Genomic DNA, 16,501 nt, shown 5'->3' on the forward strand with positions numbered 1-16,501 from the left:
GATTCATTGAACCCGCATCCCTAGGACTGCCATGGCCATCCGCTTCGCCTCTGCCCAGAAAGCCCTTTTGTCATGCGGCCGCGCCGGCCTGCTTGCCCTGGCCTTGGGCCTGGCCGCGCCGGCCGCCCAGGCCGCCAATGCCGGCGACTGGTGGGTCTACGTCGCCAACGATTACCCAGACGACATCCGGGCGCTGCTTGCGCAGGGCTCGGACCCCAACGTGCGCTACAAGAATGGCCAACCGGCCATCATGCGGGCCGTCGTGGACAACGCCTGGAAAGTCTTCGACGTGCTCGCCGCCGACAAGCGCACGGACGTCAACGCCGAAAACCCGGCGGGCGAGACGCCGCTGATGTACCTGGCCATCGCCGGTCAGACCGAACGCGCCAAAAAGCTGATCGCGCGCGGCGCCCAGGTCAACCGGCTGGGGTGGACCCCGCTGCATTACGCCGCGTCCAAGGGGCAGATGGAGATGGCCCGCCTGCTGCTGGCGAACAAGGCCATGGTCAACGCGCCCGCGCCCAACGGCGAGACGCCACTGATGATGGCTGCGCTGTCCGGCCGCAAGCCCATGGTGGAATTGCTGATCCGGGCCGGGGCCGACGTCACCACGCAGGACACCAAAGGCCAGGACGCCGCCGCATGGGCGGCGACGGGCAAGTCGGAGGCGCTTGCGGCCGAGCTGACGGCCATGATCCAGCAGCAGGAAGACGCCAAGCGCAAGCGCCGCGCCGCGGCGCAGGGCGCTCCGCAGGAGGCGGGCGCCGCGCAATCGGCCGGTGTGCCGGCCCCGGACCAGGCGCCGCCGCCCGCATCCGCAACGGCGGCCGAGACGGCGCCGGGCAAGGACGGCGTGAAGGGCGTTTCCGGGGTGGGGCTGTCGGACTACGACAAGCCGGCCGCGCCCTGAACCCCGCCCGCCGCCGCGAAAGCCCGCCTTGCCGCGGGCTTTTTTGCGTCCGGATTTCGGGGTTTTCCCTTGCGATTCTCAGCGGATGGGAAAAAATCAAAGCTCGTCAACCACAAATTGATAATCTCGCCGCCATATTGCTGGGAGTCGAGTTGTCATGTCGGAAACGTCCGTAGGGGCGGGCGCGGATCGCGTCCTGTATGTGCTGGCCACGTTGGCGCGTCACGACGGCCCGCTCAGCATTGCCGCGCTGGCCGAAAAGACCGGCCTTGCCCAAAGCACGCTGTACCGGCAGATCGCGCTGCTCAAGCGCTGGGGATTCGTCGCCGAACACGAGGGCGAGTACGGCCCCGGCCCGCTCTGTGTGCAGTTGGCCTGGGGCTTTGATCAGTCGTCGTACCTGATCCACGAAGCGCAGCCCGACATGGCGGCGCTGGCCGCGTCGTCCGGCGAAACCATCGGCCTGCTGGTCGCGGTCAAGGATCAGGCGGTCTGCCTGGACATGGTGGAAAGCCAACATCCGCTGCGCTGCTCGTTCACCAAAGGCCGCGGGCTGCCGCTGGCGCGCGGCGCCTCGGCCAAGTCGCTGCTGGCGTTCATGCCCCAAGCCCGGCTGCAGGGGGCGCTGGCCTACCTGGCCAACGAGGCCGGCGTGGATGTCGCGCGCCTGGCAAGCGAACTGGAGGCCATCCGCGACCAGGGCTATGCCGTGACCGACAGCGAGGTCGACGCCGGCGTCTGGGGCGTGAGCGTGCCGATCTTCCAGCGGGCCAACCAGGCCGTGGCGTCGATCACGCTCATGGCGCCATCCACCCGCGCCGCGCAACGCCCGAACGCCCTGATCGACATGACCGTCGCGGCCGCCCGCCGCATTTCGGCCCGACTGAAGGCGACCTGATGAAGGCCCGCATGGCCGCAAGCTTTGCCTAACCGAATTACATGCTGCACCCCTTAGTCCGTTCCTGGTTTCAACGATCGCCGTACCCACCGCCGTATCCACACGCATAGGACCCACCATGACCACTCGCCGCACCCTGCTTTCCGCCGCCCTGACCCTGAGCCTCGCCTGGGCCGCTGGTTCCGCGCACGCCCAGGAAACGATCCGCGCCGTCACCGACGCCACCTTCCCCCCGATGGAGTTCGTCAAGGACGGCAAGCGCACCGGTTTTGACATCGAGCTGGTCGAAGCGCTGGCCGGCGCGATGGGCAAGAAGATCGAATGGATCGACATCGACTTCAAGGGCCTGATTCCGGCCCTGCAGGCCGGCCGCGCCGATATCGCCGTGTCCGCCATCTACATCACGCCCGAGCGCAGCAAGGTCGTCGACTTCACCGACCCGTACTACGCGGGCGGTCTGGTGGTGCTGACCAAGGCCGACGGCCCCATCAAGAGCATCAAGGACCTGGACGGCCGCAAGGTGTCGGTGCAGGTCGGCACGAAGTCCGTCAACTACCTGAAGGAGCACTTCCCCAAGGTGCAGCGCGTGGAAGTCGAAAAGAACCAGGAAATGTTCAACCTGGTGCAGATCGGCCGCGCCGACGCCGCGGTGACGGGCAAGCCCGCCGCCAAGCTGTTCGCGCAGAGCACCAACGGCCTGACCGTGCTGGGCGAGCAGGTGACCACCGAGGACTACGGCATCGCCGTGCCCAAGAACAAGCCTGAACTCACGCGCGAGCTGAACGCCGCGCTGCAGAAGCTGAAGGCCGATGGCACCTATCAAACCATCGTGAACAAGTGGTTCGAGGCGCCCGCGAAATGAACCTGGATTTTTCTCCCGTCTTCGCCGACTTCGACGCGCTGCTGCGGGGCGCGGCGGTCACCATCGAGGTGACTGCCGGCGCCTTGCTGCTGGGCTGCGTGATGGGGCTGCTGGTGGGCGTGGGGCGGCTCAACCCGCAACGCCGCGTCATCTATCACCTGTGCAGCACCTACCTGCTGTTCTTCCGAGGCACGCCGCTGCTGGTGCAGCTTTTCATCTGGTTCTTCGGGCTGCCCCAGTTCGGCGTGACGCTGCCGGCCTTCGCCTGCGGCGTGCTGGGCCTGGGCATGTATTCCGGCGCCTACGTGTCGGAAATCGTGCGGGGCGCGATCCAGTCGGTGGATCGCGGCCAGACGGAAGCGGCGCGCTCGCTCGGCATGTCGTCGGGCCAGGCCATGCGCATCATCATCCTGCCGCAGGCCGTGGTGCGCATGATCCCGCCGCTGGGCAACGAGTTCATCGCGCTGATCAAGAATTCCGCGCTGGTGTCGCTGTTGACCATTCACGATCTGATGCACGAAGGGCAGAAGATCATCAGCGTGTCATATCGCTCGCTGGAAACCTACCTGGTGGTGGCTTTGATCTATCTGGTTCTGACCACGGTGGCCATGGTGATTTTGCGCAAGGTCGAGCATCGTCTGCGCGCCGGAGGGATGGTGCAATGAGCCTCGTCATCGAAGGGCAGGAAATGATCCGCATCCGCGGCCTGCACAAGTCCTACGGCGACCACGCCGTCCTGCGCGGCATCGACTTTGACGTGCTGCAGTCGCAGGTGGTGGTGGTGATCGGCCCCAGCGGGTCGGGCAAGAGCACGCTGCTGCGATGCTGCAACGGCCTGGAAGTGGCGCAGCGCGGCACCGTGGAAATCTGCGGGCAGACGCTGCAGGACAACGGCGCGATGCTGCCGGAGGCCGAGCTGAACCAGTTGCGCACGCAGGTGGGCATGGTGTTCCAGGGCTTTAACCTGTTCCCGCACCTGTCGGTGTTGGACAACGTGACCGTCGGGCCGCGCAAGCTGCTCGGTCTGGGGCGCGAGCAAGCCAACGCCCTGGCGGCCGACCTGCTGAACAAGGTTGGCCTGTCGCAGAAGGTCTCGGCCATGCCGGCCAGCCTGTCGGGCGGGCAGAAGCAGCGCGTGGCCATCGCGCGCGCGCTGGCCATGCAGCCGCAGGTCATGCTGTTTGACGAGCCGACCTCGGCGCTGGACCCGGAGCTGGTGGGCGAAGTGCTGCAGGTCATGAAGCTGCTCGCCCGCGAAGGCATGACCATGATGGTCGTCACCCACGAAATGGGCTTTGCCCGCGACGTGGCCGACGTCGTGGCCGTGATGGACGGCGGCGTCATCCTGGAATCGGGTTCGCCGGACGTGATCTTCAGCGCGCCGCGCGAAGCGCGCACCCGCGAGTTCCTGCAGGCGGTCCTGAGCGCGGGTCCGGGGGCGGCGGCATGAGCGCGTCGACACTCGATATGAGCCTGTGGAAGGCGCGCGACGACAGCGCCGAGCAGGGCGACACCCGCCGGCTGGCGCACATCGTCGAAGCCGAAGCAGGGCAGGCCGACATGGGCGAGGCCGTGTTGCTGGGCTTTGCGTGCGACGCCGGCGTGGCCCGCAACCAGGGCCGGGTCGGCGCGGCCGCAGGTCCGGCGGGCATCCGCAAGTACCTGGCGGGGCTGCCCGCGCACGGCCTGACGCGCCTGCTGGATGCGGGCGACATCGACTGCCACGGCGACAAGCTGGAAGCGGCCCAGGAGCGCCTGGGCCTGCGAATTGCCGAACTGATGGGGCAAGGCGCGCGACCGGTCGTGCTGGGCGGCGGCCATGAGATCGCGTGGGGCAGTTTCCAGGGCCTGGCCCGTTGGCTGGATGCGCGCGGCGATGCCGGCGCCGTGCTGGTCCTGAACCTGGACGCGCACTTCGATCTGCGCACGGGACGTCCGGGCAGCTCCGGCACGCCGTTCGACCAGATCGCGCGGGACAGCGAGGCGCGCGGGCGCGACGTGCAGTACGCCTGCCTGGGCGTCTCGCGGCTGGCCAATACGCCGGCGCTTTACGCCCGCGCGGCCGAGATCGGGGCCGTATGGATCGAAGACCGGGAGATGCAGGAGCGCCAACTGGCCTCGCGGCTCGCCGATGTGGACGCGCTGCTGGCCAAGGCGCAACACGTGTATCTGACGATCGACCTGGACGTGTTGCCCGCCGGCGTGATGCCGGGCGTTTCCGCGCCCGCGCCGTATGGCGTGCCGATGTCCGTGATCGAGGAGATCGTGTTGCGGGTCAAGGCCAGCGGCAAGCTCCGCCTGGCCGACATGGCGGAGTTCAATCCCAAGTTCGACATCGACGGCCACGGCGCGCGCGCGGCTGCGCGTCTGGCATGGCAGCTGATGGCGGCGTGATTCCATTCGGTGTCTGACACCCTGGCTGCAGTGGGGCAGGGGGTGTCAGATACCGGTGCGCCGCTTGGGCTCGGGGCCTGATGTTGCGCGCACCCGCAAGGGCAAGGGATTCTGGGGCGGTTCTCTTCACGGGGCCGCCCCTTTTGCCGTCTGGCGCCGGCGCGCGCAGGCTGGACGGGGGCGCCATCGCGGCTTAGGATAGGTGCAGCTTCCGGGCCCCTCTGCGACCCGTTCGGTATCCGCAACAGCTATACGACCCTATTAAAAATATTTAAACTTTAAATGGGGACGCTATAAGTTTCGTGGATAAAATGGCGCAACTTTGTCAGGAGAGCATGCTCATGTCTCACACTCCCACCCATGCCTTGCCGTCTTATCTGAATGCCGATGACCTCGGCCCCTGGGGTAATTACCTGCAACAAGTCGACCGGGTCACGCCGTACCTCGGTTCCCTGAGCCGGTGGGTCGAGACGCTGAAGCGTCCGAAGCGCTCGCTGATCGTCGACGTGCCGATCGAACTGGACAACGGCACCATCGCCCACTTCGAGGGCTATCGCGTGCAGCACAACGTGTCGCGCGGCCCGGGCAAGGGCGGCGTGCGCTTCCACCAGGACGTCACGCTCTCCGAAGTGATGGCGCTGGCTGCCTGGATGTCGGTCAAGAACGCCGCGGTCAACCTGCCGTACGGCGGCGCCAAGGGCGGCATCCGCGTCGATCCGCGCAAGCTCTCCCAGTCGGAACTCGAACGCATGACGCGCCGCTACACCAGCGAGATCGGCGTCATCATCGGACCCTCCAAGGACATCCCCGCGCCTGACGTGAACACCAACGCCCAGACCATGGCCTGGATGATGGACACGTACTCCATGAACGAAGGCGCCACCGCCACCGGCGTTGTCACCGGCAAGCCGATCGCGCTGGGCGGCAGCCTGGGCCGCGTCGAAGCCACCGGCCGCGGCGTGTTCGTCGTGGCGTGCGAAGCCGCCCGCGACCAGAACATCGACGTCGCCGGCGCGCGCGTCGTCGTGCAAGGCTTCGGCAACGTGGGCGGCACCGCCGCCCGCCTGTTCCATGAAGCCGGCGCCAAGGTCATCGCCGCGCAGGATCACACCGGCACCGTGCACAACCCGGCCGGCCTGGACGTGCACAAGCTGCTGTCGCACGTGTCGCAGACCGGCGGCGTGGGCGGCTTCTCGGGCGGCCAGGCGCTGGACAAGAACGAGTTCTGGACGCTGGAAACCGAATTCCTGATCCCGGCAGCCCTGGAAAGCCAGATCACGGTCGACAACGCCGCCAAGGTGCGCGCCAAGATCGTGGTCGAAGGCGCCAACGGCCCGACCACCCCCGAAGCCGACGACATCCTGGCCGAGAACGGCGTCTATGTCGTGCCGGACGTGCTGGCCAACGCCGGCGGCGTGACGGTCAGCTACTTCGAATGGGTGCAGGATTTCTCCAGCTTCTTCTGGAGCGAAGAGGAAATCAACCAGCGCCTCGAACGCCTCATGCGCGAAGCCTACGCGTCGGTGGCGCAGGTGTCGCGCGAGCACAAGGTGACGCTGCGTACTGCCGCGTTCATCGTGGCTTGCACGCGCATCCTGCAGGCCCGCCAGGTGCGCGGCCTGTATCCGTAAAGACTGAATCGGCATTGCGCCCACGGGGGGCAATGCCGAGGAGGCGGAGAGAGACAAATCGGGAAACTGCCTTGCGTCGAACGGCATCCCTCGCGGGATGGGTTTCGACCCTCTGGTATCAATCACCAAGCTCGACCGATCCCTACCAGGCGCAATGCGCTTCGTAGGGATTTTTTCTGGCAAGACGATACGTTGCCGACCGGGCTGGCGTGAAGGGCTGTCAGGTGAGGCAGTGTGTTGCGCTGCGCCCCGACTGCCGCATCGCTGGCTCGTCATGAAAAAATGCGCCGGGCCAGATTTGACCCGCCCGGGCCAAAAATGGCCCACTCAGAGTGCTTAGTTATCAAGGGCTTATGACGCAGCGAGTCAAATTTGGCCCGATTTCTCGGTCAAAACCCGGTCTTGCGTGGCGCCGCGCCTGCGGCAGTCCTTATGGCATCCCGCCAACTTCCTCGTAGCCCTTTGATTCTTCGCAGGTTTCTCCCGCGCTGACCCACCTGGCACGGATTTCGCATATGTCGCCGCATCCCACCTTCGGGATGCTTCGGCCCCACCGGGCCTCACGACGACAAGGAATCCGTCAATGCCTACTCCCGCCTATATCAGCATCACCGGCAAGACCCAGGGCAACATCACCCAGGGCGCCTTCACCGCCGACTCGGTCGGCAACGTCTACGTGGAAGGCCACGAAGACCAGATCCTGGTCCAAGAGATCGAGCACCGCGTCAACACCCCGACCGATCCGCAAAGCGGCCAGCCTTCCGGCCAGCGCGTGCACAAACCGTTCATCTTCACCAGCGCGCTGAACAAGGCCACGCCGCTCATGTACCAGGCCCTGGCCGCCGGTGAAATGCTGCCCAAGGTCGAAGTGAAGTGGTACCGCACGTCCATCGACGGCAAGCAGGAACACTTCTTCACGACTGAACTGGAAGACGCCACGATCGTGGACATCACCAGCGTCCTGCCGCACGCGCAGGACCCGGGCAACGCCGACTACACGCAGCTCATCAAGGTGGCCATGGCGTATCGCAAGATCACCTGGACCCACGCGATCGCGGGCACGGAAGCCTCGGACGACTGGCGCAAGCCGCTGGAGAGCTGAGCGGGATGAGCCAGATGAGCCGGCCCGATTCGTCGCGCGCCGGCTCCTCCTGCCTCATTGCTCAATCCAGCCCCCGGAGTCGCCGCCAGCGGTGATTCCGTCTTCTTCTTGACCATCGGCAGCCGCAACGATTGCTCGCAACGTTGCGGCTGCGCAGGATACCGAGATGACCCGTTTATCCGATCTGCGATTCACGTTCTCGCCAGCCGCCACCGGCGTGGACTTCGACGTCATCGAGTTCACGCTGGATGAAGCCTTGTCCGAGACCTTTGTGCTGCGCGTGGCGTTGTCCAGCTTCGATGCGGCCGTAGACTTTGGCGTGCTGCTGGACCAGCCTGCGTTATTCACGATCTGGCGCGGGGATGCGCCGGTGCGCCATGTGCACGGCATCGTCACGGGGTTTGAACAAGGCGACACCGGTTTCCGGCGCACCCGCTACCGCGCCGTGGTGGAGCCGGCACTGGCACGCGCGTCGCTGTGCTCCGACTGGCGCATCTTCCAGCAGCAATCGGTGCCGGAGATCCTGGATCAGGTCATCAAATCCCACGGCATCACGAACTACGAACAGGTCACGACCCACGAACACCTGCCGCGCGAGTATTGCGTGCAGGCGGGCGACACGGACCTGCAGTTCCTCGACCGGCTCGCGGCCGAGGAAGGATTCTTCTACCGCTTCGAACACACCGACAAGGGCCACCGCCTGATCCACGGTGATCGCATCTACGTCCACGGCGCGATCGATGGCGGCCCGGTCATCTACAACCCCACGCCCGGCGGCGATCAACCCGAACCGGCCCTGCGCCGCTTCACCTATGCCGAACACGTGCGCACCGCGCGCCAGACGCAGCGCGACTACACCTACACCCACCCGCAATACGACCAAGAGCATTCAGCGTTAGCGCGCGAACTGGACCACCAGGACGCCCGCTACGAACGCTACGACTACCCCGGCCGCTACAAGCGCGACGAAGCCGGCAAACCCTTCACCCTCAGCCGCCTCCTCGGCCTGCGCCGAGACGCCCGCATGGCCCGCGTCGAAGGCGACGACGCGCGCCTCGTGCCCGGCGTGGCGTTCGACCTGACCGGCCATCCGCGCGAAGACTGGAACCACGGCTGGCGCCCGGTGCGCATGCAGCACCACGGGATCCAGCACACCAGCCAGCAGGAAGAAGGCGCCGACGCCGCGCAAGGCACCCAATACCGCTACACCGCCGACATCGTGCCGGACAAGGTCGACTGGAAACCGGAGCCTGCCCCCAAGCCCCGCATCGACGGCCCGCAGATCGCCTCGGTCGTGGGACCTGCCAACGAAGAAATCTACTGCGACGCATACGGCCGCGTGAAGGTCCAGTTTCCCTGGGACCGCCTGGGCAGGAACGACGAGCACAGCTCCTGCTGGATCCGCGTCTCGCAGAACTGGGCGGGCGCCGCGTGGGGCCACATGGCCATCCCGCGCATCGGCCAGGAAGTGATCGTCGACTTCCTGGATGGCGACTGCGACCAGCCCATCATCACGGGCAGGACGTATCGGGCGACCAACCTGCCGCCGTACGCGCTACCCCGCCACAACATCCTGAACACCGTCAAGACCAAGGAGCACAAGGGCAGCCGGGCCAACGAACTGCGCCTGGACGACACCTCGGGCCAGATCAGCGCCGCGCTGATGAGCGACCATGCGGCCACGGCGCTCAACCTTGGCTACCTGACCCATCCCAGACCATCGGGCGGCGTGCCGCGCGGCCAAGGCTTCGAATTGCGCACGGATGCGCATGGCGTGTTGCGCGCAGGCGGCGGCCTGCTGCTCACCACCGAGATGCGCGCCAATGCCGGCGAACATCACAAGGACCTGCCCGAGACCGCCGAGCGCCTGTCCGTCGCGCGAGAGCAGCAGGACACCTTCGCCACGCTGGCGCGCGATGTGATGGCGCAGGAGCCCGGCGACCAGGACGGCGTGGCCGGCGCCTTGCAGGCGCAGCACGCGCAGATCGAGGGACAAGGTCCCGCCAATCCGCAGGCCAACCACTACCCCGAACTCAGCGCGCCGCACCTGGTGCTGGCCAGTCCGGCCGGCATCGCCACCAGCACGCCGGGCTGCACGCACATCGCCAGCGGCGAACACATCGCGCTCTCCAGCACCGGCCACACCAGCGTCTCGGCGGGCAAGCGGCTGCTGGCCAGCGCCAGCCGCGGCATGCGCTTCTTCGTGCAGAGCCTGGGATACCGCCTGATCGCCGCGGCCGGCGACATCGACATCAAGGCGCTCAAGGACAGCATCAACGTGCTGGCCAAGCTGAACGTCACCGTCAGCGCCACCCGCATCACGATCAGCGCCAAGGAAGAAATCGTGATCAATGCCGGCGGCAGCGGCACGACCTACAACGCGGGCGGCATCACGCATGCGACCGGTGGCGCGTACAAGGTGCATTCGGCGGGAGCACGGTTCACCGGGCCCAAGAACCAGGCGGGGACGTTTCCGGATGAGCCCAAGCCAGCCAAGGGAAACCTGGAATTGTTCAACAGGTATCTCAATGGCACAGGGATTCCGAACGCTGCGTTCGAAGTCGAGGATGCCTTGGGGCGTGTCTTCAAGGGCACGCTCGATGCCCAAGGGTTTGCGGCCGTGCCAGGCGCGGCCCCAGGTCCGGCAAGCGTCAGCTTTGGCAAGGATCCGAACAACCCTTGGGAGCAAAGCAGCTTTATGGGTTCGAAGCCCTGGCCCGCCCAAATGGCGACGGCCGTTCCAGCGCAGGTTCGAGCATTGGCCGATGAACTGCAAGCCAAAGCCGCAGGGATTCAGGACGCCCTGCGGGCGGCACAGGTTGCCGGCCAATCGGGGCGTGCGGTGGCAGCGGCGGTCCAGGCCAGCCCCGCCGGCCTGCTGCGCACGGCAGGTGTCGGTCAGGCGCACAGGGGGCTGCTTGGCGCGAACGCCATGCCCCGAGATCAGGCTACTCCGGCCCTCGCCAAGTCGCTGACGGGATAGCGGCACGCGCCTCTTGCCCAGTCCTGTCATCGGTCATTGACCGCGCCGCTGCGTCCCCCGCTTACTTGCACAAGTGAAACATCAGTCATGTCTCAGCCCTCCCGCACGCCAGCCACGTTGAATTACCCGACGCGCTACACCGATAAAGAATGGGAAGCCGTCGTTGCGACCTCTTGGAAGACCATTTCGGACGGGTGGGACAGTATTCCCGCCGAATGGCAGAGATTCAGGAGTTCCGAGGTTGGCAGGACCAGTATTCAGGTAGCCCGATATGCGCTGATCGGGGGAATCGTCGCGCGCGCAGTCGTCGCTCCTCGCAACACGATTGTGCGAGAAGACGTTCGAGAAGGCGCCGCCGCATTCGATAGATGGCTTCGCAGCATCAGCAACGATCTCATCACGCTTGAACGGATTAAGAGCTTCGCCTCTGCGATTCCCATCGTCACCAACGTCATCGCTTTGGTGGACGTGATCAATGACATCACCGAGATGATGTCCAAGAAAGAGGTGATGGCCCTGGATTGGGTCGGGCTGGGGGTCGATCTGATCGGTGTGGTGCCCGCAGCCGTGGGCTACGGTGCGATACGTGGCAATTTGCGCGTTGCCTTGCACGCTGCCCGCGCCGAATTCATGTCACGCGGCCTGGCGGGCGTGAGCGAGGTGCTGATCAGCACGCTCGCCAACAACCTGAGCGCCAGCTTCAAGGGCGATCTGGAGACTTTCCTCAAGGATGCCATTGCCAAGCTTGAAGAAATCCTGATCGTGGCCGCGGACATGGGGGAACAAGTTGTCAATAGCCTGGCCAATGGCCTGATCAGCTTGGCCAATGCGGACCTGGGATCGACGGAAAACTACCAGGCTGCCGACCAGAAGCTGCAGGCGGTGCTACAAGAAAACAACGGGTCGGTCAGCACGCTGGAATTGGTCACGCATCCGAATTTTTGGAGCGCATTGGGCAGCATCATGGTTGGGCAGGCCAAGGACGCGGCCAGTTGGGGCGCACGACAGGTCTTGCCCGAGCCCATCAAGAAGCATGTCCTTGACGTCGCGGCGCAGTTAAAGATACTTGCCCCGCAAGTCAAGGCGCAAATCCTTACGCTGAAGGACCCGAAGGTCCAGCAGAGCATAGGCTGGATGCTGGAGCAACTGATGCTGGCGGTCGTCGCAAAGCGCAAGCTTGCGCATTCCCAGCCCAGCAACGTTCATCCGTCGCAGACCAGTCAGGCCAAGCATCAGGCGTCCGGGGCGGAAAGCGACGCCATCAAAAGACAGCACCCGGCCAAAGCGGATCCCAAGCCCGGCAGCGGTTGCAGCTCATGCAACAGCATCACGTTCGCGCGCGGCGCAGAAACCCTGACTCATACGGACGCGGTGTTGCCCGGCCCGTTTCCGCTGCGCTGGGTACGCACATATCGTTCGGATCTGGACGCCTATGATGCAGGGCCGGGCGGGGCGCGCTGGATCAATGAATTCACCACCCGCCTGGATGTGCTGTCCGAACCGCCCGAAGGCGGGAAACTGCGCTATCACGCTGCTGATGGCCGCAGTCACGACTATCCGCTGCCGCCACTCGGAAAGTTCCACTACGATCCGATCGAAAACCTCACGCTGGTGCGCATCTCGCGTGACGAACTGACGCTGGCCCAAGGCCACCGCCGCCAGGAGACATATCGGCGCGATGGCGCGATATTCCGGCTCAGGGAGATCGCGCTGCAGGGCGGCGCTCGCGTCGTATTGCACTACGAACACCGGGTGGGTGGTCGCCAGGTCCTGTCGGACCTGCTGACCTACCAGGATGATGACTTCCACTCCCACCTGGGCACCCAGCTGGATGAAGCCGGCCGCATCATGGCCCTCTGGCAGATTGCCGACGGAAAGCCGGGGCGCCAACTGGCGGTCTATCAGTACGATGGGGCAGGCGACTTGGTGCGCGCCCAGGACGAACGCGGCGGGCAGTGGGTCTACCAATACCAGCATCACCTGCTGACGCGCTATACGGACCGCACCGACCGCGGCATGAACCTGGAGTGGGATGGCAATACCCCCACCGCGCGTGCAATACGCGAATGGGCGGATGACGGGACCTATGAACTGAACCTGGAGTGGTCGGAGAACATCCGCCTGACCACGGTGACCGACGCCCATGGCCACCGGACCGCGTACTACTACGACATCCTGGGTTATCCCTACCGTATCGTGCATCCCGACGGCCTGTCCGAATGGCTCTATCGGGACGAGGCCAAGAACGTCATCCAGCATGTGCACACCGATGCCAGCATCGATCGCTATGCCTACGATGATCGTGGCAACTTGTTGGAACACACTCGTCCGGATGGCAGCGTTGAACATTATGCCTACGACGACCGGGACCAGCTTTTCAAGATCCGTGACGCCGAAGGCGGCTTGTGGCAGCGCGACTACAGCCCACGGGGTTACCTGATCGAGAGCATCGATCCGCTCGGCAACAAGACCGAGTATGCCTATGACACCGCGGGAAATCCGGTCGCGATCCAGAATGCCCGGGGCGGTCAGAAGCGATTGGCCTACAACGCGGCGGGCCAGATTACGCAGTACACGGATTGTTCCGGCAAGACGAGCGTCTGGCGGTATGACGATCAGGGCCAATTAGGCGAGTTCACCGACGCGGTCGGCAACACCACGCGCTACGCCTACGCAGCAGGGCAACTGATCCGCATCACGCGCCCCGATCAGACGGAGGAACATTTCGAGCGCGACGCCGAAGGCCGGCTGCTTGCGCACACCGATGCGCTGGGGCGCCGCACGCAGTGGACCTATACCGCAGCGGGGCTGATCGCGCAACGCAGGGATGCCGCCGGCCGTACGTTGCACTATCAATGGGACAAGCTGGGTCAACTGACGGCGCTGGCCAACGAGAACGACCGGCAGGCCCGCTTTGTATACGACCCGGTCGGGCGGTTGCTGGAGCAGCGAGGCTTTGACGGTCAGGCCACGCACTACCGCTATGACCAGGCCAGCGGCACGCTGCTGTCCACGCAAGACGGTGATCGCGTCATCGAGCTCAAGTTTGATGCGATGGGTCGCGTGGCGCAGCGTCATGCGCGCCTCCATGCCGCCAACGCGGGTGCGCCGACGCAAGCGGGTGCGCAAACCAGCGCGGCTGGATCGCAGACTGAACGCTACGCCTATGACGGTAACGGCCGCCTGATCCTGGCGGAAAACCCCGCCAGCCGTCTGCAATGGTTCTACGATGCGGCCGGCAACCTGACGCGTGAACATCAGCACTACCAAAGCCTGTCGACACCGGTCACGGCGGTATGGAAGCACGACTACGACGAACTGAACCAGCGTATCGCCACGCTGCGCCCGGACGGCCATCGCGTCAGTTGGTTGACGTATGGCTCGGGCCATGTGCACGGCATGATGTTCGACGAGCACGAACTCGCGAACTTCGAGCGCGATGACCTGCACCGGGAGGTGGAGCGCCATCAGGGTAACCGCCTGGTCCAGACCCAATCGTGGGACGCGATGGGGCGGTTGAGTCAACAGAGCGTGGCGCGAATGCCTGGAATGCCAGGAGCCTCAGGCACGATCGCGGGTGTTGGCGTAGGCGCCGACCTGGGTGGACGTCCTCAACGCCTGCTGCAACGGAGCTATCGTTACGACGCGGCGGGGCAGTTGGAGGCGATTCAGGACAGCCGGCGCGGCCCCCTGGCCTATCGCTATGACCCGGTAGGACGGTTGCTTGAAGCGACCAGCAGCTTGGGCAAGGAGACGTTTGCCTTTGATCCGGCCAGCAACCTGCTGGATCCAACGAGCGCCGAGGGGAACGAGAGCACGTTGGGCATGGGAGGCCCGGTCTATACCTATCGTCACCGCTCGGCGCGACTGGACAATCTGTTGCGCGAGTACGCGGGCACGCATTACCACTATGACGCTCGCGGCAACCTGATCGAGAAACTGCACAACGGCAAGCGTTCGCACTTCGAGTGGGACCTGTTCAATCGCCTGACGGGCTATCGCAACGATGCGCTGCGTGTGGATTATCAATACGACGCGTTGGGGCGTCGCCTGATCAAGCAGTCCGAAGCCCAATGGCGCGAACGCCCAGGCATGACACCTGTGCAGATCCGGGAAGAGAAAACGCGCTTGAACCGCGCGCTAGGGTGTGGCGCGACGCTGTACGGCTGGGACGGCGACAACCTGGCCTGGGAGGGCCGAGACGATCAAACCACCCATTACCTGTATGAACCGGGGAGCTTTGTGCCACTGGCCCAGGCGGTCAGCAGGAAGCCCGTGCTGCTGCACCAGCAGCCCGTCTACGTGGGCGGATATGACATTGACCAGGACCCGCTGTGGACGACCTCGCCCGAGCCGGACTCCGTGGATGCGCTGGCGTGGTACCAGTGCGATCACCTGGGCACGCCGCAGGAATTGACGGATACGCAAGGCGAGATCGTCTGGAGCGCGCAGTACAGGGCTTGGGGGTTGGCCAAGGAGGTGATCTCAACCGCGGCGCAGGCGGCGGGAATACGTAATCCGATCCGATTTCAGGGGCAGTATTGGGATCGTGAGACGGGGCTGCATTACAACCGGCACCGGTACTATGATCCGGAGATCGGACGGTTTATTGCGAAGGATCCGATTGGGTTTGCGGGTGGGTTGAATGTTTATCAGTATGCGGATAATCCGGTTGAGTGGATCGATCCACTCGGGTTGGCGGGATACGAAATATCGGCTCAAACTGCGGCCACAGATACGCTAGCTCGAGGCGTGCACATTAATGTTCATGGGCCTGGATTGCCGCCGAAGGGAGGGCACATAGAGCTGAAACCTAACGCGACTGGCACGCATGCAGAGTTCGCGCCCGCAGATAAGGCTGCTCGTAGTATGACGGCGCCCCAATGGAGTAAAGCGTGTGCATGCGCTACGAGGTATCTTGACAACGCCAACAATGTTGATCGCTTGGCGAAAGCAGCTCGGGCTGGAGCAGATGCTTTTCCGGGTACGACGCGGGCGATCGAGTTGCAAAAGGTCGGCGATATCCTGACCGCGCATGGCACGGCTCGAACTAATCCCATTTCCAAATAACGAACGACAAATACCGATGCCCATAATTAATTTCGGCGATATATTTAATTCTTATGTCGATCATGGGGTGATCGATAAGGCATCAATATTCGCATTGAACGGTTTTTCCAAAAATGACCTGCAGGGCGATGGCTATGATATGGTCGGGAATCCCTCGGAATTTCACTTGTATGAAAAAGAGTATATTTCGAATTACTGCGGGAATGCTGTATATCTAAATTTCAAGCACTATTTTTTTGCCGAACAGAGCGTGGGGAACGGGTTCGATGTTGGGGGCGTCCGTTCGGGTGTGCGGCTAGTTACCCTGCTAAGGCGCTATCTGAGGTATAAAAATCTGGACCGCATTTCTGATGCGCCGATAGAGCTTTACTTCTCTGAGGATAAAAGGAATGGGGCTGCCATTATTAATGACGCCGTTGTCATTCAATTCAAGCAGAAGGGCGCAAGAGGTGGCTATATAGTGCTAACTCTTGAAAGTGATATTGATCGATCGGGAAAGTTCTCGCTACTTTCCACACGATCCATTAGAAGCATGATGACTCGATTGGAATTGAATGCAGGGGGCATGAAATATCGACGAAAGTGCAAGGCCCGAGCCTTTGAACGTCTGATGAACTTTTGTTCATCTTGAGTGCGTCTGCGCTGCGGAGC

Annotated in this window: 11 protein-coding genes; all 11 read left to right on the forward strand. The window is 64.1% G+C overall.

All coding sequences use genetic code 11. The annotated features are described in order from the left end of the window. Window positions 1–31: 31 nt before the first annotated feature. Window positions 32–910 (forward strand): ankyrin repeat domain-containing protein, encoded by an 879-nt coding sequence (locus BMW75_RS25170; RefSeq protein ID WP_092582323.1) that lies wholly within the window; start codon window positions 32–34, stop codon window positions 908–910. 157 nt (window positions 911–1,067) lie between these two features. After that, window positions 1,068–1,808 carry an IclR family transcriptional regulator gene (locus tag BMW75_RS25175; protein WP_092582324.1) on the forward strand — a complete coding sequence of 247 codons (741 nt, stop codon included), beginning with the start codon at window positions 1,068–1,070 and terminating at the stop codon, window positions 1,806–1,808. A 118-nt stretch (window positions 1,809–1,926) separates the two neighbouring features. Further along, window positions 1,927–2,670 (forward strand): glutamine ABC transporter substrate-binding protein, encoded by a 744-nt coding sequence (locus BMW75_RS25180; RefSeq protein WP_092582325.1) that lies wholly within the window; start codon window positions 1,927–1,929, stop codon window positions 2,668–2,670. Beyond that, a complete protein-coding gene (locus BMW75_RS25185) occupies window positions 2,667–3,335 on the forward strand; it encodes an amino acid ABC transporter permease (RefSeq protein WP_092582326.1) in 669 nt (222 codons plus the stop codon). The genes BMW75_RS25180 and BMW75_RS25185 overlap by 4 nt, the downstream gene beginning before the upstream one ends. After that, window positions 3,332–4,120, forward strand: coding sequence for an amino acid ABC transporter ATP-binding protein (locus tag BMW75_RS25190; protein WP_305781745.1), 789 nt, complete (start codon window positions 3,332–3,334; stop codon window positions 4,118–4,120). Before BMW75_RS25185 ends, BMW75_RS25190 begins: the two co-directional genes overlap by 4 nt. Beyond that, the gene (hutG, locus tag BMW75_RS25195) at window positions 4,117–5,064 is read left to right on the forward strand and encodes a formimidoylglutamase (RefSeq protein WP_092582327.1); all 948 of its coding nucleotides are present in this window, start codon (window positions 4,117–4,119) and stop codon (window positions 5,062–5,064) included. Before BMW75_RS25190 ends, hutG begins: the two co-directional genes overlap by 4 nt. Window positions 5,065–5,405: 341 nt before the next feature. Continuing rightward, window positions 5,406–6,695: a Glu/Leu/Phe/Val family dehydrogenase gene (locus tag BMW75_RS25200; RefSeq protein ID WP_076522131.1), complete on the forward strand. Its 1,290-nt coding sequence runs from the start codon at window positions 5,406–5,408 to the stop codon at window positions 6,693–6,695. Window positions 6,696–7,278: 583 nt separating this feature from the next. Next, the gene (locus BMW75_RS25205; protein WP_076515977.1) at window positions 7,279–7,797 is read left to right on the forward strand and encodes an Hcp family type VI secretion system effector; all 519 of its coding nucleotides are present in this window, start codon (window positions 7,279–7,281) and stop codon (window positions 7,795–7,797) included. Window positions 7,798–7,963: 166 nt separating this feature from the next. Next, complete coding sequence (locus tag BMW75_RS25210; protein WP_092582328.1) at window positions 7,964–10,780, forward strand: type VI secretion system Vgr family protein; 2,817 nt, start codon at window positions 7,964–7,966, stop codon at window positions 10,778–10,780. An 87-nt stretch (window positions 10,781–10,867) separates the two neighbouring features. Beyond that, window positions 10,868–15,850, forward strand: a complete 4,983-nt coding sequence (locus BMW75_RS25215) for an RHS repeat-associated core domain-containing protein (protein WP_092582329.1) — start codon at window positions 10,868–10,870, stop codon at window positions 15,848–15,850. Continuing rightward, window positions 15,816–16,481: a hypothetical protein gene (locus BMW75_RS29300; protein ID WP_139208597.1), complete on the forward strand. Its 666-nt coding sequence runs from the start codon at window positions 15,816–15,818 to the stop codon at window positions 16,479–16,481. The genes BMW75_RS25215 and BMW75_RS29300 overlap by 35 nt, the downstream gene beginning before the upstream one ends. Window positions 16,482–16,501: the final 20 nt, after the last annotated feature.

The organism is Achromobacter sp. NFACC18-2 (genome assembly GCF_900108985.1).
Taxonomy (GTDB): Bacteria; Pseudomonadota; Gammaproteobacteria; order Burkholderiales; family Burkholderiaceae_B; genus Achromobacter.

Coding starts and splice junctions, on each gene's coding strand:
- BMW75_RS25175 (WP_092582324.1), top strand. CDS start 1,068: ATGTCGGAAACGTCCGTAGGGGCGGGCGCGGATCGCGTCCTGTATGTG.
- BMW75_RS25180 (WP_092582325.1), top strand. CDS start 1,927: ATGACCACTCGCCGCACCCTGCTTTCCGCCGCCCTGACCCTGAGCCTC.
- BMW75_RS25190 (WP_305781745.1), top strand. CDS start 3,332: ATGAGCCTCGTCATCGAAGGGCAGGAAATGATCCGCATCCGCGGCCTG.
- BMW75_RS29300 (WP_139208597.1), top strand. CDS start 15,816: ATGGCACGGCTCGAACTAATCCCATTTCCAAATAACGAACGACAAATA.
- BMW75_RS25210 (WP_092582328.1), top strand. CDS start 7,964: ATGACCCGTTTATCCGATCTGCGATTCACGTTCTCGCCAGCCGCCACC.
- BMW75_RS25205 (WP_076515977.1), top strand. CDS start 7,279: ATGCCTACTCCCGCCTATATCAGCATCACCGGCAAGACCCAGGGCAAC.
- BMW75_RS25185 (WP_092582326.1), top strand. CDS start 2,667: ATGAACCTGGATTTTTCTCCCGTCTTCGCCGACTTCGACGCGCTGCTG.
- BMW75_RS25200 (WP_076522131.1), top strand. CDS start 5,406: ATGTCTCACACTCCCACCCATGCCTTGCCGTCTTATCTGAATGCCGAT.
- hutG (WP_092582327.1), top strand. CDS start 4,117: ATGAGCGCGTCGACACTCGATATGAGCCTGTGGAAGGCGCGCGACGAC.
- BMW75_RS25215 (WP_092582329.1), top strand. CDS start 10,868: ATGTCTCAGCCCTCCCGCACGCCAGCCACGTTGAATTACCCGACGCGC.
- BMW75_RS25170 (WP_092582323.1), top strand. CDS start 32: ATGGCCATCCGCTTCGCCTCTGCCCAGAAAGCCCTTTTGTCATGCGGC.